Origin of the sequence: Geobacillus sp. Manikaran-105 (assembly GCF_002809955.1) — a bacterium.
Lineage (GTDB): Bacteria > Bacillota > Bacilli > Bacillales > Anoxybacillaceae > Geobacillus > Geobacillus thermophilus.
Window position 1 is genome coordinate 16475 of the sequence record NZ_PIJG01000002.1, and the last position, 22001, is coordinate 38475.

Genomic DNA, 22001 nt, shown 5'->3' on the forward strand with positions numbered 1-22001 from the left:
AAATGCGTATTATCATTTTTCTATTGGCCAAATTGGTCGGATGTCAGTCATTTATAAATTGTACAGCACCGCCTAAACGGATTCGGAAAAACTCATAGTTGATATTATAACTGATTCGACAAAAAATGAGAACCGTTAGACATAGCCTTTTTCTTTCAGACTGATGAATTTTTGATCGCCGATGATAAGATGGTCCAACAGCTCGATGCCGATAATGCGGCCGCATTCCGCGAGCCGTTTGGTGACATCGATGTCTTCGCGGCTTGGGGTTGGATCACCGGAGGGGTGGTTGTGCACGCAAATGACAGAGGCGGCGGATCGTTTGATCGCCTCTTTAAACACTTCGCGCGGGTGGACAATTGAAGCGTTTAAGCTGCCGATGAACACCGTTTTGCGATAAATAACTTGGTTTTTTGTATTCAAATAAATCGCAACAAAATGTTCTTGCGACAAAAACCGCATATCTTCCATCACATATTTGGCTCCGTCCTCCGGACAGCGGATCACATAGCGGTCGTTGTAGCCGGATTGGTGGATGCGGCGGCCGAGTTCCAATGCCGCCAAAATTTGCGCCGCTTTTGTCGGCCCGATTCCTTTGATGTTTGTCATTTCTTCGACCGTTGCGTCTTTGAGCGGTCTCAGCCCCTCAAAATGGCGAAGGAGACGCTGGGCGAGCTGCACGACCGACTCGTCCTTCGTTCCGGTGCGCAACAAAATCGCCAGCAGTTCATGGTCTGCCAAGCTTTCCGGCCCCGACGACAACAGCCGTTCGCGCGGACGGCTGTCTTTCGGCACATCGCGGATCATCCACGCCATTGTATTCCTCCCTTTTCGTATTTTTGTTCGACCAAACGGCTGGCGCGCTGCAGGCGCCCAGCTGCTTGGCCACATCGCGTCCCCCATGCCGTCTCGCGGCCATGGCGAAGCCCCAGACTGAACATCCTTTGCTGAAACAATCACGTCTCCATTCCGTAAGGCGGCCATCCAAGCCGGCGCAGCTCCCGTACCGTCCGCGACAGCGGCAAGCCGACGACCGTCAAATAATCCCCCTCAATCCGCCTGACAAACAAGGCAGCCCGGCCTTGAATGCCGTACGCCCCCGCCTTGTCCATCGGCTCTCCGGTGGCGATGTAGGATGTGATTTCCTCATCGCTCAACTCCCAAAACGTCACCGCTGTTTTTTCAGCGAATGACACAGTCTTCCCGTGCGGCGCCGCGATCGCGACACCGGTCCAAACATCATGCGTTCGTCCGGACAAAAGCCGCAGCATGTCAAACGCTTCTGTTTCGGTGCGCGGTTTTCCCAACAAGCGTCCGTTGCACACGACGATCGTGTCGGCGCCAAGAACGAAGGCACCGGGCGCAGACGGCGCAACCGCTTCCACTTTCCGGCGGGCCAGCAATTGAACGGCTGCGTCGGGCGGCATTCCGGGGGGGATCGTCTCATCGGCCTGGCTTTCCTGCACGTCAAACGCCCAGCCGGCCAGCTCGAGGATTTGCCTGCGGCGCGGGGAACGAGAGGCAAGCACGAACCGTGGGGGCATCGTCATTCTCCTTTCTTCGTTTCGGTTCGGAAGATTCATTTGTATCGTAGCAAATTTTGCGGTGAAAGGCAATTTCTGCAGGCGGGCGAAAAAACAAAAAACGGAGCCGTTCAGCTCCGCAGCGGAACCAACTCCATGTAAACGGCAAGCGCCTCAAGCAGCTGCTGCTGGGTTTTGTTCAGCAGCTCTTTTTCCTCCCCCTCCTTGTAGGCAACAAGCGCCAAATACGCCTGCTTCAGCGACTCGGCATATTTCTTGACCGTGTTGTCGTTGGGTGTTTCGCTTTTTTCAAACGAGCCGTACACCTTGCTCAGCGCCTTCCATTCCCCGTCGCTCACATCCTTGCCGGCGAGCAAAGCGGCGGAGACTGCTGCCATGCTTCCGTATAGCGCCTCTCCTTTTTGGACGATATCCGACCGGCGCGCCTTCGTGTCGGCCGCAAACGACAGCTCCTTCACGTACGTGCTCGGCACCGCTCCTCGGTATTGGTCGTTGACCGCCCGCAGCGCTTCCTTATCCGCGCCAACCGCAATATAGAGCGCCGCCGGCTGTTTTCCAGCCACCACGACCGGCACGTCGGCCTGTCGAATCGATTCGGCTGCCCGCGCCGCCGAATCCGCATTTGAGTAGACGCCGGCCTGAATGACAGCGACCGAAAACGGGGCGGGCAACTCGCTTTCCGCACGTCCTCCGTCCGAAACCGCTCCATCCTCCGTCAGTTCTGTCAACGCTTCCGCCGCCGGCGATGGCTCCGCTTTTTCCTTCGGGACAAGACGAAGCATCACCATGCCAAATGCCATGCCGACAAGCGCCGCGACTGCCGCCGCGAGAAACAGCGGCTTGACGTGCGACGGCAGCCACGGCCGGCGCGTTTTGCCGACTTTCTTCTTGGGGACTGCCTCTGAAACGGAAAAGATCGGCTCATCGGCTTCCATAGCGGCAGCCCCCTCCTTTTCAGCAACGGCCATCACTTCTGTTTCTTGTCCGCCGTTGCGCCCGCGATCCGTTGCGTCTCCACCGTCTGGAAGGCTGCCCCCCTGCCGAGGGCTGAGCGAAAGATGTCCGACCGAGGTTCCACCAACGGAAGAAGCGGTCGGCGAAGCCGCTCTGTGCTTCTGTCCGCCGGGTTCATCCTGTTGCTCGTCCGATGGTTGTTCAATGGTAAACGGCCGCGATTGTCCGTTAATGTTCACCGTAATGCCCAGACGCTGCTTGTCCATTTTGCCACCGTCCTTTTTCACACTTCGATTTCTTTCGCCTATCTTACCATAAAGAGAAAAAAAAAGAACAAGACATTTGTCGCCTTGTTCCTGCTTCTTTTCTTCATTTTCCGACATTATCGGTCACGAATCATCTCCGTCCCCAGCGCTTCGACAGGAATCGGCTGCTCGCGCCCCTCATAGGTGCAAAGCTGCTTCGTCTCCCCTTTCAAGCAAACGGCGTAATCGATCCCGCCGTCTTCCCGCTTTGTGGCAAGCACGTACGATGGATTTGTTTCCGGCGGCAATACATTTCCGGTAAACGGATCTTCGATTGGATCCAACAAACCGTTGCCCACCAATTCGCCATACAACAATATGGCAGAAGAACGGGCTGGCAAAAACTCCACTTTTTCCGCGCCGACATACAGTCGCGCCGCTTCATATAGTCCATATGCATTGGAAACAAACGCCCGCTCGCGCGCCCGATCAATCACCGTCCACATGGCAAGACCGACGATCATCGCCACAATGCCGATGATGACGAGCACAGCCAAGAGCTCGATGAGGGTCATCCCCCGCTTCATGCGAATGAGCATATCGGACTTCCACCATCCCCGCTACCGGCCCGAAGACGGCGCCATTTCCACGAGCGGATTGTCTTTGCCGCTTGGCGGAGGGACATCGCGAACGGGAGACAACTGTTTCCATTTCTCAAGCTTCGGAGCATAAAACGCACGAACGGTCACCGAATACGTCAACGGTTGGACTTCATCAGCGATGGACATCAGCTCCGGAGGCCCAGTGACGGTCAACCCTTCAATCGCCACGATGCGCTCCGACTGCTCCAACACCTCTAAAAACCGTTCAAGTTGATAATAGGAAGGCGACTGCACGGTCAGTTGGGCGGTGATGGATTGAATGCTGCTTGACGGAGAAACCGCTCGATTTCCTTCGCTTCCGTTGTTCGTTCCACTGTCGTTCTGCTGTGAAGATGCTGCTCCTTCATCAGAAAAATTGACGCTCACCAGCTGGCTGTCAGCGATATATTCCGCTTTCTGAAACAAGAGCAACAACTGGTCCGTAAGCGGATGGACAGGGACTTTTTTTTGCAATGAAGCAACGGTTTGTGCTGTTTCCTCTGAAGAAGGAGGCAGCTTTTGCTTCAAAGCGGCGAGCACCTTTTTCTCGCTTTGCACCGTTTGCTCCATCTGCTCGAGCTGGCTGTAGCGAGGCATGACCAGCCATGAATAGGCAGCCGCAAACAAAAGCGCGGTGACCGCAGCCATTGCCGCAACAAGAAGCGGCCATTTGCCAAAGCGGCTCATGATTTTTTTCCCTCCCCATCAGCCTGTTGCAGCTCCAGCTCATATTGCGCCATATATCTTGGCACGACTTGATGATCTTCCGGTTCGCCACTCGCCTCGCTATTGGCCGCCACATTGACCAGTTTGACGTTTTTCACCATTCTCACTTTCTCTAATCGATCCAAATAATAGGCCGCCTCTTCCGGCGCATCAAACTGCACCACCATGGTCATCTTTGTCTGATCCGAGTACGTCACATTCATCATGAATCCGCGTTCGGGAAGCTGCTTTGTCAATGCCCGCAGCAACGGCACTGATTTCAGCGGATAGCGTTCCGCCCATTTCACCGCCTTCGCCAGCTCTTCTTGCTCCTTCTGTTCGTCTATATTTTTCATTTTCGCCGCCAGTACATCTTGCTCCGCTCGCACTTTTTTTAATTCCGCCTCCAACATGGCCTGGCGATGATCCGCACGATCGATCAACCAATACAGCACCGAACCGGCTAGGAGAAGCAGCGCCGCCCCGAACAACAAAACGAGACGGATCGGCTGCCTCGTTTCTTTTTTCGGCAATAAATTGATTTCAGCGATCATCGTCAGCCCTTCCTTCTTTCAACGCCAATCCCCAGGCGAGATGAAAGCGGTCCGGCAGCGGATCAAGAGACGCGCTGAGCCGTTCTACAGGCACTTCAAGCCGCTCTGTCAAAGCCGTGAACACATGGCCCAACTCTGGATGATCGCCGGCGAGAAACAGGCGTGTGATGGACTGTTTGCCTTGTTGGAGGGAAAACGAATAAAAGCTCATGATCCGTTCCATTTCCTTATACACATCGACGAACGGATCCACAATCGCCGCCGTCCGGTCACGATAGGCTTCAAGCGGCAAATGGCGCATAAACAACGGCAAATGACGATGAAACACGCTCAAATTCACGGCGGATTCGTCAAACTGCACAAGCAAAATATGATCGTCCGGCGCAGCTTGTCCCGCCGCATAAAACGGACGATAAGCGCAAAGCGGCGATACATCCGCGGCCACCGGGCGCAAATCGGCTTCTTCCAAAAGCGCCGCATATTCCGACACCGCCTCTTCCGGCGCCGCAAACAGCAAAATCGACACCGCCTCGCTCGTTCTCTCCATCACCACATAATCAAACACCGGATCGGCAAAAGGAAGCGGAATCGACTCGCCAAGCTCCAGAAATAAATAGCCGCGAATTTCTTCATCCGACAAATGAGAAGGAAGGGGCAAACTGCGGATCATGACGAATGGATCAGGGACGACAAAGCGCGCGCGATGGCCGTCTATTTTCCATTCCTCCACGCATTCGTCCAAAATCATGGCCAATGTTTCCCCATCGACGATGCGGCCGTCGCGAACAACCCCTACTGGCAATGCCCGTTCGCCCCATCGTTTCACTTCAGGCGGATGCCCTAGCTTGACTTCCACATAGCGAATGGCATGATCTTTTACGACGATGTTCACATATTTGGACTTTCCCCACCATAACGCCATTCTCGTTCGCCCCCTTTCTTCCCATCCTTACACAAAAAGATCCATATACGCATCGACAAGCTGATCACCGAAAAACAGCGCCGTCAATGACCCGAGCGCAATCGCCGGCGCAAACGGCATCGGCTTGCCGCGCCGCACGCGGCCCAACGCCATGCCGACAAGCCCGATCACCGTTCCATACAACGTCGCCAAAAAAAAGGCGAGCAACACCATTTTCCAACCGAGCACAAACCCAAGCACGGCAAACAGCTTCACATCGCCGCCCCCCATCCCGCCTTTGGACAAAACGGCGATCAGCCATAAAAGCGAAAATCCGACCGCCGCCCCAAGGAGCATATCGACCCACGGCAAAAACGGGATCACAAGCCGCTCCATCAAAAACAAACCGGCAAACACCAAAAGCACCCGGTCGGGGATGAGCATGTAGCGAAGGTCGGAGACGACAATGATGGCAAACAAGCTGATCAACGTCCACGCCACAACGAGCCGCCCGCCCCAGCCGACCCACATCGGCGCGGCCGTCAACAAAGCGGCGGTTGTCAATTCCATCAAAGGGTAAAGGGGGGAGATGCGCCCCCCGCACCCTTTGCATCTTCCTTTTTGCGCGACATACGAAACAACCGGGATGAGCTCCCCAGCCGATAGCGTCCGTCCGCACGCCGGGCAATGCGACCGCGGGCGGACGATCGACTCCCCGACCGGCACCCGCAGCCCGACAACGTTAAAGAACGAGGCGAGGAGGAGGGAGTAAAGGAAAACGAAACAATAGGCGATTGCCGTCATTTATACCGGACTTCCTAAAAATTATGATTATTGTTCTGGTTTTTGTTCTGGTTTTTGTTCTGGTTTTTGTTCTGATTTTTGTTCTAGGTTCACGTCGTTTCGTGTCAATTCACTTACATCTTTGTCATCAATATACTTAAATGTACCGTTCGCATCAACAAGCGTTACTTTATACGTAACCCCATTGGAATCTTTTACAATTTTCACGATACTTTTTTCTGCATCATATTTATTCGTAGACACTTTCCCTGGCGACTTCGGAATGTTTTCTAAATAACCGCCTTCGTACAACTCCTTCAATTGGTATTGCGTCTTCGTGTTTTTATCCGCTGCAATGGCCAATCGCGCCGCACTGGCCACTTGCTTCGCATTGGCGATATGGGCGTCTTTTTTCGAGTTGTCCATAATGGCGCCGATCGCCGGAATCGCAATCGCCGCGATGATCCCTAAAATGACGATGACGGCGAGCAGTTCGATGAGCGTCAAGCCGCGCTCGTTTTTGAGAAGACGTTTGAACATGCCTTTCCTCTCCCTTTCTCTTGATTGATTTAGAACGATTTCCCTATTATTCTACAATATCACTACAAAAATAGGAAGACATTCTTAAATAAATTATTGTTGAATGTGATTAAAGATATCATACATTGGAACGATAATCGACGTGACGATCGTCCCGACGACGCCGGCAAGCAGCACAATCATCAGCGGCTCGATGAGCGACTTGAGGCGATCGGTGCCGGCGTCGACTTCCGCTTCGTAAAAGTCGGCGACTTTGCCAAGCATGGCGTCAAGCGCACCGGTCTGTTCGCCGATCGTGATCATTTGCGCAACAAGCGGCGGAAACGCCCAATGGCGGCGGAGCGGCTCCGAGAGCGATTGCCCGCGCTCGAGGGAGGTCCGCGCTTCAGCCAGCACAGATGCGATCACTTCATTTTCAACGACGCGCTCGGAAATGGACAGCGCCTCTAAAATCGGCACGGAGCTTGACACGAGTGAGCTCAATGTCCTCGTGACGCGCGCCAATGCCGCTTTTTGGACAAGGGTTCCGAAAATGGGCAGCCGCATGGCCGCATAGTCCAAATAATATTTCGTGCGCTTTTGCCGGCGCAGCGCGGTGAACAAAAGGAACACCCCGATCGCCAGCAACGTTATCATCCACCAATAATGCTGCATAAATGCGCTCGCTTTCAGCACAAACTTTGTGATCGCCGGCAATTCGGCGTGAAAATCGGCAAACATGTCAACAAACGTCGGCACGACCGAGACAAGCAAAAAAATGACAACCGCAACGGCGATGATGGCGACAGCCACCGGATAAGCAAGCGCCGAGGCGATTTTTTGCCGCGTCCGATGCATTTTTTCAAAATGGTCGGCAAGCCGGTCGAGCGTTTCATCAAGCGTCCCGCTCGCTTCACCGGCGCGCACCATATTGACAAACAATGGCGGGAAAATGCGGGGATGCTTTGCGGCTGCGGCAGAAAGCGGATTCCCTTCTCGGAGATGCTGTTCCATATCGTCGAGTGCACGAGCAAGCGCTTTACTTTCCGTTTGCTCCGCCAAAATGCGGATTGAATCAACGATCGTCACCCCGGCGCGCACAAGCGTTGCGAACTGGCGCAAAAAGACGACGAAGTGCTGCAGCTTGACGGCTCGTCCTATGGAAATTTCTTTGTTCCAAACAGATGACGGCACCTCGGCGATCACAATGGGGCGAATGCCTTTCTCCCTCAATTTCAGGACAGCCTCACGGCGGGAGTTTGCGGCAATCGTCCCGGATTTTTTCCGTCCGCTTCGGTCGCGCCCCTCATACTTAAATTGCGCCATCCGCTCCACGCTCCCTTGTCAAATACGCTTCCGCGGCCAATGGATCAATACGGCCAGCGGCCACAAGCTCCCTGACGCTCATTTCCATCGTCTGCATGCCCACACTGCGGCCCGTCTGCATAATATTGATGATTTGATGCTCTTTTTCATTGCGGATCAAATTGGCCACTGCGGCATTGTTGATTAAAATTTCCATAGCCGCCGTCCGTCCTCTCTTCCGACCGTCGGGAAATAAACGTTGGGCCATGACGGCAACAAGGACGGAAGCGAGCTGCAGCCGGATTTGCGCCTGCTGGGCTGACGGAAAGACGTCAATCATCCGTTCGATCGCCGCTGGGGCGCTCGCCGTATGAAGGGTGCCAAGCACTAAATGACCCGTTTCCGCGGCAGTGATCGCGGTTTGGATCGTTTCCAAATCGCGCATTTCCCCGACTAAAATCACATCCGGATCTTGACGAAGCGCAGCGCGCAATCCGGCGGCAAAACTGTTCGTGTCAAAGCCAACTTCCCGCTGGTCGATGATCGATTTTCCGTGCTGATGCAAATATTCAATCGGATCTTCCAGCGTAATGATATGTCTGGACATCGTTTTGTTCATGTAGTCGATCATCGCCGCCAATGTGGTCGATTTGCCGCTGCCGGTCGGCCCGGTGACAAGCACAAGCCCGTGCGGCTTTTCCGCGATGCGCTTTAACACGCTTGGCAAGCCGAGCTCTTCTAATGTCGGAATGCGCGGCGGGATGAGGCGCACGGCAAGCGACACGCACGACCGCTGCTTAAACACATTGATCCGGAAGCGGGAGACACCCGCAATACCGTACGAAAAATCAAGCTCCCCCGTTTCTTGAAACTGCTGCCAAAGCGGCGGCGGAATGATGGCTTTCGCCATTTGTTCCGTGTCCTCCGGGTTCAGCCGTTCTTGCCCATACGCCTTCAGTTCCCCATTCACCCGAAAAATCGGCGGCGCCCCGACCGTCAAATGTACGTCAGACGCACGGTATTCAAAAGCCGCACGCAACAACGCCTCAAGCTTTTCCTTCATCCGTCTCACCCATCAATGCAAAATGGCCACTTTCAGCACTTCTTCAAGCGTCGTCAACCCTTGCTTCACTTTCAACAGCCCGTCATCGAGCAAAAAGATCATTTTGTTTTGAACGGCGAGTTCCCGCAACTTCGAAAACGGCTCATTGTTTAAAATGACGCGGCGCATCTCGTCCGTCATGACAAGCAATTCGTGGATCGCGAGTCTCCCGCGGTAACCGGTCATATTGCACGTCGGGCAGCCGCGGCCACGGACGAGTTGGCGGATGTCGATGCCCCGACGGGCGAAAATGTCCCGCTCCCGCTTCGTCGGCTCATACACCTCCTGGCAGTCGCGGCAGATGCGGCGCACAAGCCGCTGCGAGACAACGCCAGCGAGCGATGTGGCCACTAAAAACGGCTCAATCCCCATATCGATCAGGCGGGTGATCGTGCTTAACGCATCGTTCGTATGGAGCGTGCTTAACACTAAATGCCCGGTGAGTGAGGCGCGGATCGCCACTTCCGCCGTCTCGCGGTCGCGAATCTCCCCGACCATGATGATGTTCGGGTCTTGGCGCAAAATCGAGCGAAGCCCTTGGGCAAACGTTAAGCCGACATTCGGGTTGACTTGAATTTGGTTGACGCCTTCGATCTGATATTCAACCGGATCTTCGATCGTAATGATGTTGACATGTTCGCTGTTTAAATGATTGAGCGCCGCGTAAAGCGTCGACGATTTCCCCGAACCGGTCGGCCCGGTGATCAAAATGATGCCGTTCGGACGCTCGATCAAACGGATGAACCGATCTAAATTGACCGGGTTGAAGCCAAGTTTATGAATATCGTTTAACGCCGCACCCAAATCGAGGACGCGCATCACGATTTTCTCCCCATACACCGTCGGCAATGTCGACACGCGCAAATCAACGGGATGAAAATCGATGTTCATTTTGATCCGCCCGTCTTGCGGCACACGATGCTCGGTGATGTCCATGTTGGCCAAAATTTTGATCCTCGCCGTCAACATGCTTTGCATATGTTTCGGCAGCGCCCTCTCCGTTCGAAGCAAGCCGTCAATTCGATAACGGATGAGCACTTTTGTCTCCTGCGGATCGATATGAATATCGCTTGCCCGCTGTTCGACAGCAAGCTGCAAAATTTGGTTCACTAGGCGAACAATCGGGGAATCGTCCTCGGCCGTCCGACCGTCTTCGCGCATCTCCGTCGGCGGCGCTGGCAGCAAATCATCAAACGATTCGTCCATGTCATAATATTTATTGATCGCCCGCAAAATATCATCCTTTGAAGCGATCGCTGTTTCGATCTGAAACCCCGTTGACAAGCGCAAATCATCAATAGCAAAAAAATCCATTGGATCAGCCATGGCAACGAGCAATCGATCGTCTTCCACCTTAAGGGGCATGATCAGATGGCGGCGAGCAAACTCTTTTGGCACTAGGCTCGTCGCTTTCGGATCAATCGGGTAGCGATACAAGCTGACATGAGGAATGCCGAGCTGAAACTCAAGCGCCTCAATCAGCTGCTGCTCTGTGATGTAACCTCGCTGCAGCAACGCATCGCCAAGCTTTTGCCCAGGCGTTTTCTCACGCAACGCTTCAGCCAGCTGTTCTTCCGTAATCAGCCCCGCTTCCACCAACAAATCACCGAGGCGTTTCCGCTCACGTTTTTTGTTCATCGGCTTCCCCCGCTTTCCCCGCTTTGCTTCGATTCGGTTGAAGGGGCTGCGTTGGTCTGGTCGCTGCCGCTTTGCCCTTCGCCGTTTTGGACTTCTGATTTCTCTTGACCGCTTTCCGCTTCAGTCTGACCGCTATTCGTTGCATCAGACGGTGAAGATGGCGTTTCGCTTCCTTCCCCCGTTGTATTGGATGAAGATTCTGGGACTTCAAGCCCTCTTACCTCAACCGCATACGTCGGAGGGTAAAAATCCTCGCTCACCGTCTCTTTGCGGATCAGCCGGGAGCCATCGCGCACTTCGCGTTCGACTTTTACAAGCAATCCAGAACGGCCGACTTGTTTCGTCACGGTTTCATCCGGCGCCAACCGGGCATCGTATTGAATGATTTTGCGCGGTTCGATCCGCTCTAGCCCGCTCGTGCGCACGATATATTGATACGCAAACGGCCAACCGTACACTAACGCTTTCACTTGGCGGCCATCGTAGCGAAGAATGAGCGTATAGTCCGTCGAGTTCGGATTCAACCATTGTAAATCGCGTTTGTCATCCACCTTGGCCTCAAATCCCGGAGGAATGCCATCTGGAAGCGAACTTCCCGCATACCGTTCCATCAACAAAAAATTCGTCGACAGCACAGCACGATACACCGCTGATGCCAATGCGTCGACAGCCTGATTCGACAGCCCGCCACCAGCCTGCTGAATCACGGCGCGCAACGAGACCAATTGATTGGAGCGGAGGACGACACGGCGTTCCGAAGCAAGAAAACGGGAGAGACTTTGATCGCGAATGGCAACAGCCGCTTCACTCACGACCGTCTGCCCCTTCCCGGAAGAGGGAAGATAATGGGCCAAGTCGAGCGGCTTGTTCGGAACGGCAAGCTGGGACGCCGCCGCCTCCAAATCCGCTTCCAACGCTTTGAGATCCAAGGCGGGGACTGCCGCCGGCGGGAGAAGGCGTTCAACGGTTTCCATGCAAGCGCTCATGTCAGCCAACACAAGAAGCGGCGAGGAACGGCCGTTGACCACGTTTTTTGTGCTTTCCGACAAGCGAAATGTAAAGATGTCAGCCGGCAGCTCGGCTTTCTTTTCTTGATAGCTGACCGAAATCGAAGCTGTCGATCGCCAGTCGCTCACCTTGTCTGCCACCGCCTGTTGGGCTTCCGCTCTCGTCATCCCAGCAAGCGAAATCGGCCCGACGTACGTCCCGGAGCGATAGCGGTCTTGATCAGGGCCAAACGACTCATAAGCCAAAACGCCCAAGCGGGCAAAGGTGAGGAAATAAACGGTGCAAACCGCCATCACGATAAACAGTTTTCCTATGGAAGCCGCTCTCACCTCGAGCTCCCCCTTTTTCACTCAGCTTCGATATTCATCGACACATCAACAATGACGCTTGGACCCGCCTCTTGCGCTTTTCTCACATCTTCTTCGCGAAGCGTCGTTCCCGCTGGAAACAGAAGTTCGCCGTTCAAATCATAAATATCCTTGGTCACCCGTTTCCCCGCAAGAAGCGCCACTTGCTTTTCACGGAGCGATTCAAGCGCTTCGACATTTTCCGCTGTCTCCGACATAGCTTGGATCTGTTCAGGAATGTTGCTGGCCTCTGTTTCTTTTTCATTCTTTTGAATGAGCATCGACGCATCGGAAAGGAGAGCTCCCGAAGCGTCGTCGCTGACGATCAATATATCCTTTCCATAAGTCAACACTTGGGCGGATGGCAACACCGCTTCTCCACTTTCAAGGCGAAGGGAGATGCCGATAATATCCCCTGTCTCTTCGTTTAGGAAAAACTCATGGACTTCCCCCAAAAGCTGTCCTTTGCGCGTGATGGCTTTTGTATTTTTGATGCGGATTTGCTTGTTGACAAGCTGGTTGGCAATCGGAATTTCCGCCAAATCAATGACATCATGGCTGCTTGCCACCGTAACGGCGAATTCGCCGATTCCGACGATTTTTTTAAACGGAATCGCTTTTAAACTGAGTTGCACATCTTCTTGCTCGACAGTCAAAAAATCGATGGAACCTTTATCAGGATTAATGACAAAGCTTTTCACGGCGCCGATTTGCATCCCATCCGCAATGCTGATGATCGGCAATCCGATGATTTGCGCGCTCGCTTTCATCCTCTTCACCTCAACCATTTGCTAATGTAGCGGCGATTTCCCGCCAGAATGCCAGTTCAGCCGCGATAGCTGGATAGTTTGAAAAACGTCGCTCGAGCTGGTCAACCCACGCACGAAGCTGTTGGCCATTTTGTTCCAGTGCATAATGCTCCAACAGCAGGCGGGCGAATACGTAGTAATCGCGATCGGAAAGCGGGGCTTGCAAACATTGATGCAGGCATTGTTCATACGCATCGGCCGTCAAACGGCGGCGGCTCAGCATCAATTCCGCTGCCGCCATTTGCGCTTTTTCCGAAGCAACCAAATGCATTGGTTCTTCAGCAAACGGCTCATCTGCCGCCTCGACGCATTCTTCATATTGAGGATTCTCTTCGGAATCCGCCTTTTGTTCCTCTTGCTGCTCGGAAGCGTCCGCTGTTTTTTCGCTGACCATCGCTTCAGCAGCTGATCTCAACGAAACGGCATCATCCACGAGCCGATCCATCCAATCGACCGCACCGCTGTCTTGATCATGTCCAATCTCAAGGCCATCAGCAAACATCACGCCATCGTCCTCGAAGCTTTCCGCCTCCACGCGTTGTCCTTCTTTATGATGCCAGATGTCATGGATTCCGGCAAATCCATCCTCATCCGGAGCCACGGCCGCCTCGAAAAAGACGCCTCCGTGCTCCCGTTTGACGCTGTCCGTTGAAGAGAACTCGTATTCTCCGCCTTCCACGCGCTCTGAGAAACGATCATCCATGCTCATCCATGCATCCCATTCATTCTCGCCGCGGCTCTCACCCTTAACGATTTCTGCTGCATTCAGAACCGGCTCATCGGCTTGCGATCCTTCATTTCCGCTCTCTTTTGACACTTCATCAAGCACCGCTGTCTCAAGGTCCGGCGTCACAGCGCCCGGCCACTGATCCAACCAATCGGAAACACGCCGCAGCGGTTCGGACGCTCCAACGATTTCTTCCGCTTGCTCCCACGGTGGAACAGTTTCTGCCGCTGCCTCCATCAACAAGTCAGCGGGAGAATGGTTCACTTCTTCCGACCGTTCTGCTGTCTGCTCTATCGATGATGATTCATTAGGTTCAGAAAGGGGCGGCGCTTGATCAAACTGGATCGACGGCAACGGCGCCTTTGGCAAAACAGGGACAGAAGCCAAAGATTCCGGCGCCGACCGCTCCTCTTTTTCTTCTTTTACAAAACTTGATTCACGAGAAGCCCCGGCGCGGTAAAGAGCAGCGCCAAATCGGCGGTCAAGCAAATACGATGCAGCCGCCAACAACAAAAGAACAAGAAGCCCGGCCTGCCAAAGCGGAATGATCGAACTAGCAAATTCGGCCAAAAGCGCAGCCAACAGCGCCATAACAACCGCTGTAAGCCCCCCAAGCCGGCTGAAGCCAAGCGGAAGAAGCCAAATCAGCAGCAGCGCCACGACAAAAGCACCGGCATACATGAGCGCCTCTTTCATCATGCCCCCCCGTTTCTTCTATGACAAAAGACCTCTTTTATACTAAAAATCTGCAACATTCGACTCTTACTTATTGTATAATAAAGTTACATATTTTGAAAGAAGGTTGTGATCAATGACGGACAAGAATTTTTTTTCCTGCCGACGCACTTTAGGGTTCACCCTTATCGAGACATTGTTGTCCATCACGCTGTTGTCTGCGGTGGCGATCGGCTTGTTTTCCTTTTTCACCCACGCTATGACGTATACAGCCGATAACGAACGACGAACGGTGGCCATCAACGTGGCGCGTGGAACGATGGCGTACTTTGAAAAAAATGTTCTCTTTTCTTCCTTATCGAATTACATGACAGAGAACAATCTTTCATTTCTTAAAGTAGAGAAAAACAGCTGCAGCCATGAAGCCTTGTCCTCTTTATTGTTTCCAAGCGGAAATCAGGGCGAAACGATAAGCTCTCAACAATCATGCACCGCCCAGCTCGCCCCAACAATCAATGATGTTCAATACGAAACAACGGTGTACATCATCCGCTGCGATCAAAAAGGATGGGACGGATTCCTCACCTCCTCTGAATTTGCGTCATTGCCGGAGCGGCTCAAAGAAGAGATCCGTCGTGAACGAAACAACATGATCTCCTCCGAAGCCGGCACCTACATGGCGAAACTGTACGCCGTTGTCCGTTGGGGAGAACGAAACGGCGACATCACATGGGTGGAAGGAGTGGTGACCGATGAGACGATCCGTTAACACCCAAGATGGGATGACGCTTGTCGAGCTGTTGGCCGCCATTTCCATTTCCATGTTGATCATTGGCGCCATCTATACTGTTTTTCTAGCGGGCATTCGCGTTTATCAGCACATCGGCATTGAAAGTGAATTACGGAGCGAGGCGGATTACGCGGTGGCACGCATCATGAATGCCTTATACATGTTCTCGCCGGACGGCCTTGAAGCCGATCGGAGCCAAGAAAACAAAACGCTTAGTCAACTGTCGTTTGTCAAAAACGAGCAATTCAAAACGAACAACCAAGTCGGTCTTGTTTCCCGCGAAACCGCGGCGCAATCGGTCCATCAAATCATTTCGATTAAAGACGGAAAACTGATGATGGACGGGGAAGCGATTACATCCACACGCCTTTTGCTGGACGATTCTTCCTCCTTTTCGTTCCGTTGCGCGCGCAGAGACGGAGAAATTTGCCGAAGTGGGGTGATCACCATCATCTTAACGATCAAAGATGGGAATAACAACGGGATGCTTTCGATAAAACCTTTCACTTTACAGACGGAATTCGGTTTTTAGGGGGGAGGCCCTATGCGCCGAGATCAGCGAGGATATAGTTTGATTACAACATTGTTGGTCATCACCGTCTTTTTATTGCTAGGTCTAACCATTGTCACCACCGCCGTCGAGCACGCCCAATTCACCACCGTGCGCGTGGATGACGTACAATCGCTGCATGAGGCGAAGACGGATGTCAACGAGGCAGTCGCCGATCTGAAAGCAGAGTTATCGGATCCAAATTTTTTGGTCCGCCATCGTATTTTTGCGCCTGACCAATGGGATCAGTTTCTCGGGCTTGGCAGCTCGTCTCCTGGAGAAGACACGATCGCCGGCCGCCTGCGCGACCGCTACGGGGTGATCATGGAAGATGAAAGCGAGCAATATGATATTCCCAAAAACCAAGTGTTTCTTCGCGCCCTTCGTTTAACGAAAACGTTCAATGACGGCCATCGGACGCGAACCGTCAAGCGGCTCGTCTTTGTGACCAATACGCCAAGCTTTTTGAAATATGCGCTTGGCTCAAAGGAAACAGTGGTCCTCAACGGCGGGGTTTATGTCGAAAACGGGAATGTATACACAGGGCAAAACGCCTATGCCAGCAACGCGACCAACTATGTGAAGGCAAACGGACAGCTGACCGTCAATTCGTCTAACGCCGGCATGCCGCTTTTATCCTCTTCCTCGATTTGGTATACAAACGACGGACAATTGAATGCATGCGGGCAAACGACCGGTTGCTGGGAAGCATCACAAGGCCGTTTTCGCATGAAGACCAATTGGGCGCCTCGTTGGTCGACGGATGTGCCAGAACCGGCGCCAACCATCAGGCAAGAAAACGAAGATTTTATCGATGTCGATTTTGACCTTACTGTGGCCGACAAACTGTTGCAAGCATCGGGAATTTTGCCCCCGTCATCCGATTACATTGAGCGAATGGAATCCATTCAAGAAGCCGGGGACAAAAATAGCCAACTTCACACGTTAGTGGCAGAGTTGTCCAATCAATGGACCTCGATCCAATCGAATCAACCGGATCCAAACGATCCACGTAAAACGCTTGAAGAAGTGATCAAAGAGCAGTCCAAAACCAAACCGCTCTACCTCGATGGAAACAGCGTTTTGAGAGGAGATGTCGATATTCAGAACAGCGGAGTCAACCAATGGCTCATTGTCAACGGCGATCTTCGCCTTGATGGGCCGACAAATCCCAGTACATTTGTCAGCGTACGCGGAAATTTTATCGTCCTCGGTGATTTAACTTTGACAGGCAACTTGCGGCTTGACGCAAGCATCTACGTCACCGGGAGCACGAAAATTTACCAAAGCCGGATCGAACGGGCGCTAAACAACAAAGGTGTTGTGTTGCTGTCGAAAGGTCCGCTCGATATTTCCCGTATTAATGAATTCAATAACCCAACCATTCCGACACCGAATTTGAAAGGATACTTTTACACAGACAGCAGCGCCACGATTTATGCCGTTGGATCCTACTTGTATATCGAAGGCGGGCTGTTCGCCCACGGAAACAGAGCAACAGCTCCAGACACAGACATCAATGGGCTTGTCGTCAACGCATTCCGCGGTCAAGTCAATGGGGAAAACGGAGAACCGGACCGGTTTACGCCAGGAAGTGATCCGTTATCCTCACGCCTCGTCATCCGCTATCGTCCTGAAATGCTTGTTGAACAAGGGACAGGACTTCCTTTTGTCAATCGCATTTCGCTCGTGGTCGACCGATTGGAAGTAGAATGAAGGAGGCATTTTTGATTCAAAACGGAAAGCGGCGCTCCCGAAAGGGAGGCCGCGCTTTATTCATGGCTACCATTTGCCGCCGTTCCCGCCATTTTGGTTGGTGGAAGGCGATCGGACAATGACGGTCGCCTCAGCTTGAATATCCCGGCCATCCAGCGCTTTCACCTCGGCTGTCGCCGTGATGATGGCATATCCGACATCAACCGCTTGCAAATACCATTTCCCGTTTTCTTGAACCACTTTGACAAACCGATCGTCAGACGTTACAACAGAGCGAAGCGCCTTGTTGTCCGTTGCATTTTCCGGAATGAAATGGAGTTCTGGCGCCACTTCGAGTAGTGGATCGCCGACATTCATGTATAGAATTGGATTGCGGAACGCCATCCGTTCGAGCGGCACAATGACCGTAATCGTCGCCGACTCTTGCACGTTGCTGCCGTCAGTCGCGCGGACGGTGATCGTCACCGTTCCAGGCTTTCGCGCTGTCACCATGCCGTTTTGATCTACGGATGCGACACTCGGGTCGCTTGATGTCCACGCAAGCGTTTTGTTCGTCGCATCGCTCGGAACGATCGTCACTGAAATCTTCTGCGTATCTCCGACATTCATCGTCGGGTCGTAATCGCCAAGCACTAAGCGGCGGATTAATTTCTTATAACGGAACGCTACCTTCGTCGTTCCGTCACCGCGCGTCAGCCCCCCAGCCGAACGCACCGCGACAGTATACTCACCGTCATCGGAAATGGAAATCATATACGGCGAAGCGAGCGGCTGCCAGTCTGAAACCACGCCATTTCGTACGACTTGGTACTCGTACTTCACCCCTTCGCCAGCGACAAGCCCCACCATTTTGACAGTCGGCGCTTCCGTGATCACAGCGCCGCTTTCCGCCACACCGCTTTCCGTTATGATCGACAGCTGCGGTTTCAAGGCGACGCGCACCGTCCGGCCATTGCTGTACGTGACAAGCAGCACGCCGTCATCATTTGGGTCATATTGCAGCGCTTTGACAGGCAACGGCAATAATCCATTTGCATTAGGATCCGCCCGCCCGACGATGTCGTCTGATAAAGCAGAAAATTTGTGTTTGGTAATAGTCCCCATTCCATTCCCTTCATAGTAAACGTTCGGAAAATCATCCAAGCGAACTGTCATGCCGATCCGTTCCGCCGGCGGAACGAGCGTCGATGTTTTGGTACCATAACGGCTGTCGGTGAATGTCACCAAAGCTGGCGGCAATTGAACACTGTTCATGGCAAAATCAGCCTGCATCACCCATTGCGCCGAGAGCGTCAGTTTGTTGAGCTGGCTGTAGTCGAACGTTTGATTGGTGAAAGACCATTTGGCATAACGCTTGCCATTCTCCACATAGGTTGTGACTTTGCCATCGGGAACAACGGAGATGCCATCGGGCAGTTCTTGGACAATGCTCACATTGCTGATCGTCCCGGTCGCATTGCCGACATACCCGACAAGCGACAACGAATACGTGGCACGGAAGCGGTTGTCGTCGCCATCGGTTGCCCCCCGTTTGATTAAGCTTGTGACATCATTGGTCAGCCCTTGCAGCTTCACCGTTCCAGTAAACGACGGCGGCGCTTCGTCTTTGACCGTGACGGTCACCGTTTTCGTCACAACCGGCTGTGGTTGGCCATACACATCCCGATACGTCAGTTCAGCATTGAACGTATATATCCCTTTTGCTTTAAATGACACGGGAATCGGAATCGTCACCGGCGCCGGAGTGCCTTGACCAACTTGGTATGGGATGGAAAACGAAATATACGCGTTTTGCTTGTTTTCATCCAGCCATACTTGGCCGTTTTCCGCAACGGCGACATTGCCGCCAAACGACGAAAGCGGGATGCGGATCGTTCCTGTGATCGCTGGCGTGGTGGCAAGCTGGGAAAACTGTTGGAACAAAGCGGTCAAATTTTGCATCGTTCCTTGCCGTGCCTCGCCGCCAGCAGTCGCGGACAGCGTCTGCAAAAAGCTCATATCGACTTCAGTGTTGCTGCCAAAACCGATCGAATAAAGGGTAATATTGTTCATTCCAAGCATTTTCGCCACCGCTGTGGCATCGGCTCGGATTTTCCCTTCGATGCTGCTGTAAGTGAACGAATAGCCGTTATCCCAAGACACCCACCATCCATTGACATAATCTTGCCCGTCGCTGTAAAATTGGCGAGAATATCCTTTGTTGTCGGTAAAACGGATACCGGCAGTCCGTCCATCGCTGTACAATTCGTATGTGACCGAAAGAGAATCGGTTACTCTATTCCTTGTATAGGAATATCCACCCCAAAAATTCTGCTTGACCTCCCGATACGTAATCGTATCGACTGTATTCAACACCGTCGGCATGCCATCGGTTAAGAAAATGATATACTTTTTCCTCGTTGGGTCCGTGAAATACGATTTAGCAAGAGACAAAGCAGCCGAATAGTTCGTTCCGCCGCCGGCGGTCAAGCTGTTGCCGGTATTGAGAATGGCATCAAGCTGACTTGCAACATTCGAGTACTTCCCAAACGGAACCACACTTGCTTCCCGCACTCCATCGGAAAACGGAATAAGAGCAAAGCGGTCATTTTGGTTGTAATTGGACTTAAAGTAGTTGACCGCCGCTTGCAGAGCGGATTTGGCGCTTTGCAGCTTCATTGCCGTCATCGACCCCGACACGTCCATGACAAACACGACATCGATCGGCGGGCGGATGATTCCTGAAACAGCCCCTTGTGGAACGAGCGTCACATCGAGCCGGCCTTGGGCATCGCCGTTTGGCGGCTTGGCGTACTCTGATTGTGACGAAGAAAACTGCAATTGAAGCGATGGCAGAGAGGAAGAAGCGGCTTGAACGGCAACCTCCTTCCCACCTGTGCAAAACATGAGCAAAAATGCCCAGATCAACGCTGTAAGAGCTTGGAAAAACCTCCTTTTCCTCATGTTCCTCTCCCCGTTTCATGACAAATTACCTATTTTTCTTTATCTTCATTATACCATTTCATAGACGTTGTTGATAGCAAATTTTTCTTACACAAGCTTTTTTTCACTTCGGAAATAAAGTATAAAGACCCCGTAATCAGCAACATTTCTTGAGCGGACAAACGTGTTTTCTGCTCACCGATCCACTTCTTCCAACGATGAACAGTCGCCTTATGCCGATGGGATGAAAGAGCATACAACTGTTCCGCCGCCGCCGCGCGCGGAAAATCAAACGTCGTAAACGTGATCGTCTCAGCCAGCTCGTCAAGCGGCCGGATCATTCGTTCAAGCGGCTTGTCTGTCAGCGCGGCGAACAAGACATGGACGCGCTTGTCGGGATAATGAGCGCGCACCGTCTCGACAAGGGCGCGAATGCCGGCTTCGTTATGGGCGCCGTCGAGAATGATGAGCGGTTTGCCGCTCACCCGCTCAAACCGGCCGGGCCAAGCAGCAGTGGCCAGCCCATCGGCGATATGCTCCGGATCGATCAAAAACGAATAGCCAAGGCGCAACAACTCTGCCGCCATCACCGCCACCGCCGCGTTTTCGACTTGATGGGCGCCGGGCATTTGAATGCGCAAATCGCGATATTCGGCAAACGGCGTGACAAGCGAAAACTGCTCCCCTTCCACCGTCGCCTGCCGGTCGGAAACGGTGAAATCGACGCCGAGACGATATGTTTTCGCCTTCCGCTCCGCCGCCGTTTTGGCGATCACTTCCCACGCCTCCGGTTCCTTCACCGCCGTCACAAGCGGCACGCCCGATTTGATGATTCCGGCTTTCTCCGCGGCGATTTGCCCAAGCGTATCGCCTAAAATGTTCATATGATCGTAGCTGACGTTTGTAATGACAGAAACGAGCGGATAAATGATGTTGGTTGAGTCCAAGCGGCCGCCAAGCCCGACTTCGACGAGCACGATGTCTTGAATGTTCTGTTTTCCAAAATAATACAGCATCATCGCCGTGATCACTTCAAACTCGGTCGGTCCGCCAAACTCTGTTTGTTCCAACTCATCGGCAAGCGGCTGAATGACTCGCACGAGCTCGACGATCTCTTGATCGGAAATCGGTTCGCCGTTGATGCTGATTCGTTCGTTAAACTGCTCGACATACGGCGAGGTGAACGTGCCGACCGAATAGCCCGCCGCCTGCAAAATGGAGCGCAGGTAGGCGACGGTCGACCCTTTTCCGTTCGTTCCCCCGATATGGACGGCGCGGACGCGGCGTTCCGGGTGGCCGAGTTGTTCCATCATCCATTCCATCCGTTTCAATCCCGGTTTCATGCCGAGCCGCAGCCGCCCGTGAATCCAGGAGACCGCTTCGTCATAAGTTCGAACCATGTTCATCCTCCTCCTTGTTCGTTGTTGTCTTGTCCTGCTTCCGGTTTCATGCGGCAATCGGGGCCAAGACTCGATCGTATATGTCGAAGGCATTTTCCTTCGGCATCATCATCCCTATCGAAAAAGACGAACCCGCCCGCAAGCGGATTCGTCTTCATCATAATCA

The 22001-nt window shown here is 53.1% G+C and carries 20 protein-coding genes; 3 read left to right on the forward strand and 17 right to left on the reverse strand.

The window, feature by feature from the left end; translation table 11 throughout:
- Nucleotides 1-135 precede the first annotated feature (135 nt).
- From radC to CV945_RS01130, 15 genes are all read right to left on the reverse strand, one after another.
- Complete coding sequence (gene radC / locus CV945_RS01060; protein WP_033010593.1) at nt 136-816, reverse strand: RadC family protein; 681 nt, start codon at nt 814-816, stop codon at nt 136-138.
- A 140-nt stretch (nt 817-956) separates the two neighbouring features.
- The gene (locus tag CV945_RS01065) at nt 957-1544 is read right to left on the reverse strand and encodes a Maf family protein (RefSeq protein ID WP_033010594.1); all 588 of its coding nucleotides are present in this window, start codon (nt 1542-1544) and stop codon (nt 957-959) included.
- 110 nt (nt 1545-1654) lie between these two features.
- The gene (locus tag CV945_RS01070; RefSeq protein ID WP_100658979.1) at nt 1655-2764 is read right to left on the reverse strand and encodes a stage II sporulation protein D; all 1110 of its coding nucleotides are present in this window, start codon (nt 2762-2764) and stop codon (nt 1655-1657) included.
- 116 nt (nt 2765-2880) lie between these two features.
- A complete protein-coding gene (locus CV945_RS01075) occupies nt 2881-3342 on the reverse strand; it encodes a type II secretion system protein (protein WP_100658945.1) in 462 nt (153 codons plus the stop codon).
- 21 nt (nt 3343-3363) lie between these two features.
- Nucleotides 3364-4071, reverse strand: a complete 708-nt coding sequence (locus CV945_RS01080) for a hypothetical protein (protein WP_033010596.1) — start codon at nt 4069-4071, stop codon at nt 3364-3366.
- Nucleotides 4068-4643 carry a DUF2681 domain-containing protein gene (locus CV945_RS01085; RefSeq protein WP_100658946.1) on the reverse strand — a complete coding sequence of 192 codons (576 nt, stop codon included), beginning with the start codon at nt 4641-4643 and terminating at the stop codon, nt 4068-4070. The genes CV945_RS01080 and CV945_RS01085 overlap by 4 nt, the downstream gene beginning before the upstream one ends.
- Entirely contained in the window at nt 4633-5565 is a 933-nt protein-coding gene (pilM, locus tag CV945_RS01090) for a type IV pilus biogenesis protein PilM (RefSeq protein WP_011232100.1), read from the reverse strand. Before pilM ends, CV945_RS01085 begins: the two co-directional genes overlap by 11 nt.
- A gap of 27 nt (nt 5566-5592) precedes the next feature.
- The gene (locus CV945_RS01095; protein WP_100658947.1) at nt 5593-6348 is read right to left on the reverse strand and encodes a prepilin peptidase; all 756 of its coding nucleotides are present in this window, start codon (nt 6346-6348) and stop codon (nt 5593-5595) included.
- A gap of 27 nt (nt 6349-6375) precedes the next feature.
- Nucleotides 6376-6867: a prepilin-type N-terminal cleavage/methylation domain-containing protein gene (locus tag CV945_RS01100; RefSeq protein WP_100658948.1), complete on the reverse strand. Its 492-nt coding sequence runs from the start codon at nt 6865-6867 to the stop codon at nt 6376-6378.
- Between the two features lie 93 nt (nt 6868-6960).
- Nucleotides 6961-8172, reverse strand: coding sequence for a type II secretion system F family protein (locus CV945_RS01105; RefSeq protein WP_100658949.1), 1212 nt, complete (start codon nt 8170-8172; stop codon nt 6961-6963).
- A complete protein-coding gene (locus CV945_RS01110) occupies nt 8159-9214 on the reverse strand; it encodes a type IV pilus twitching motility protein PilT (RefSeq protein WP_011232104.1) in 1056 nt (351 codons plus the stop codon). Before CV945_RS01110 ends, CV945_RS01105 begins: the two co-directional genes overlap by 14 nt.
- Before the next feature lie 12 nt (nt 9215-9226).
- A complete protein-coding gene (locus CV945_RS01115) occupies nt 9227-10891 on the reverse strand; it encodes a GspE/PulE family protein (protein ID WP_100658950.1) in 1665 nt (554 codons plus the stop codon).
- Nucleotides 10888-12228, reverse strand: coding sequence for a VanW family protein (locus CV945_RS01120; protein WP_021321854.1), 1341 nt, complete (start codon nt 12226-12228; stop codon nt 10888-10890). The genes CV945_RS01115 and CV945_RS01120 overlap by 4 nt, the downstream gene beginning before the upstream one ends.
- A 17-nt stretch (nt 12229-12245) precedes the next feature.
- A complete protein-coding gene (locus CV945_RS01125) occupies nt 12246-13016 on the reverse strand; it encodes a PRC-barrel domain-containing protein (protein ID WP_011232107.1) in 771 nt (256 codons plus the stop codon).
- 10 nt (nt 13017-13026) lie between these two features.
- The gene (locus CV945_RS01130) at nt 13027-14478 is read right to left on the reverse strand and encodes a hypothetical protein (protein ID WP_025038971.1); all 1452 of its coding nucleotides are present in this window, start codon (nt 14476-14478) and stop codon (nt 13027-13029) included.
- Between the two features lie 115 nt (nt 14479-14593).
- Between CV945_RS01130 and CV945_RS01135 the strand changes: the two genes are divergently transcribed.
- Genes CV945_RS01135 through CV945_RS01145 form a run of 3 tightly spaced genes read left to right on the forward strand, consistent with a single transcriptional unit; the run spans nt 14594 to nt 17513 of the window.
- Nucleotides 14594-15226, forward strand: a complete 633-nt coding sequence (locus tag CV945_RS01135) for a type IV pilus modification PilV family protein (protein ID WP_061580781.1) — start codon at nt 14594-14596, stop codon at nt 15224-15226.
- Entirely contained in the window at nt 15210-15779 is a 570-nt protein-coding gene (locus tag CV945_RS01140; RefSeq protein WP_011232110.1) for a PilW family protein, read from the forward strand. Before CV945_RS01135 ends, CV945_RS01140 begins: the two co-directional genes overlap by 17 nt.
- Nucleotides 15780-15791: 12 nt before the next feature.
- Nucleotides 15792-17513 carry a hypothetical protein gene (locus CV945_RS01145; RefSeq protein ID WP_100658951.1) on the forward strand — a complete coding sequence of 574 codons (1722 nt, stop codon included), beginning with the start codon at nt 15792-15794 and terminating at the stop codon, nt 17511-17513.
- A gap of 66 nt (nt 17514-17579) precedes the next feature.
- On the opposite strand, the gene CV945_RS01150 is transcribed toward CV945_RS01145, so the two are convergent.
- Complete coding sequence (locus tag CV945_RS01150) at nt 17580-20456, reverse strand: VWA domain-containing protein (RefSeq protein WP_100658952.1); 2877 nt, start codon at nt 20454-20456, stop codon at nt 17580-17582.
- Nucleotides 20457-20485: 29 nt separating this feature from the next.
- Entirely contained in the window at nt 20486-21835 is a 1350-nt protein-coding gene (locus CV945_RS01155) for a bifunctional folylpolyglutamate synthase/dihydrofolate synthase (RefSeq protein WP_100658953.1), read from the reverse strand.
- Nucleotides 21836-22001: the final 166 nt, after the last annotated feature.

Bases quoted from the DNA above. Each gene is read 5' to 3' on its own strand.
- CV945_RS01095 (WP_100658947.1), bottom strand. From the start codon at position 6,348: ATGACGGCAATCGCCTATTGTTTCGTTTTCCTTTACTCCCTCCTCCTC.
- CV945_RS01125 (WP_011232107.1), bottom strand. From the start codon at position 13,016: ATGAAAGCGAGCGCGCAAATCATCGGATTGCCGATCATCAGCATTGCG.
- CV945_RS01155 (WP_100658953.1), bottom strand. From the start codon at position 21,835: ATGGTTCGAACTTATGACGAAGCGGTCTCCTGGATTCACGGGCGGCTG.
- CV945_RS01150 (WP_100658952.1), bottom strand. From the start codon at position 20,456: ATGAGGAAAAGGAGGTTTTTCCAAGCTCTTACAGCGTTGATCTGGGCA.
- CV945_RS01145 (WP_100658951.1), top strand. From the start codon at position 15,792: ATGCGCCGAGATCAGCGAGGATATAGTTTGATTACAACATTGTTGGTC.
- CV945_RS01080 (WP_033010596.1), bottom strand. From the start codon at position 4,071: ATGAGCCGCTTTGGCAAATGGCCGCTTCTTGTTGCGGCAATGGCTGCG.
- CV945_RS01075 (WP_100658945.1), bottom strand. From the start codon at position 3,342: ATGCTCATTCGCATGAAGCGGGGGATGACCCTCATCGAGCTCTTGGCT.
- CV945_RS01140 (WP_011232110.1), top strand. From the start codon at position 15,210: ATGAGACGATCCGTTAACACCCAAGATGGGATGACGCTTGTCGAGCTG.
- CV945_RS01100 (WP_100658948.1), bottom strand. From the start codon at position 6,867: ATGTTCAAACGTCTTCTCAAAAACGAGCGCGGCTTGACGCTCATCGAA.
- CV945_RS01110 (WP_011232104.1), bottom strand. From the start codon at position 9,214: ATGAAGGAAAAGCTTGAGGCGTTGTTGCGTGCGGCTTTTGAATACCGT.
- radC (WP_033010593.1), bottom strand. From the start codon at position 816: ATGGCGTGGATGATCCGCGATGTGCCGAAAGACAGCCGTCCGCGCGAA.
- pilM (WP_011232100.1), bottom strand. From the start codon at position 5,565: ATGGCGTTATGGTGGGGAAAGTCCAAATATGTGAACATCGTCGTAAAA.
- CV945_RS01115 (WP_100658950.1), bottom strand. From the start codon at position 10,891: ATGAACAAAAAACGTGAGCGGAAACGCCTCGGTGATTTGTTGGTGGAA.
- CV945_RS01065 (WP_033010594.1), bottom strand. From the start codon at position 1,544: ATGCCCCCACGGTTCGTGCTTGCCTCTCGTTCCCCGCGCCGCAGGCAA.
- CV945_RS01105 (WP_100658949.1), bottom strand. From the start codon at position 8,172: ATGGCGCAATTTAAGTATGAGGGGCGCGACCGAAGCGGACGGAAAAAA.
- CV945_RS01085 (WP_100658946.1), bottom strand. From the start codon at position 4,643: ATGATCGCTGAAATCAATTTATTGCCGAAAAAAGAAACGAGGCAGCCG.
- CV945_RS01135 (WP_061580781.1), top strand. From the start codon at position 14,594: ATGACGGACAAGAATTTTTTTTCCTGCCGACGCACTTTAGGGTTCACC.
- CV945_RS01070 (WP_100658979.1), bottom strand. From the start codon at position 2,764: ATGGACAAGCAGCGTCTGGGCATTACGGTGAACATTAACGGACAATCG.
- CV945_RS01130 (WP_025038971.1), bottom strand. From the start codon at position 14,478: ATGAAAGAGGCGCTCATGTATGCCGGTGCTTTTGTCGTGGCGCTGCTG.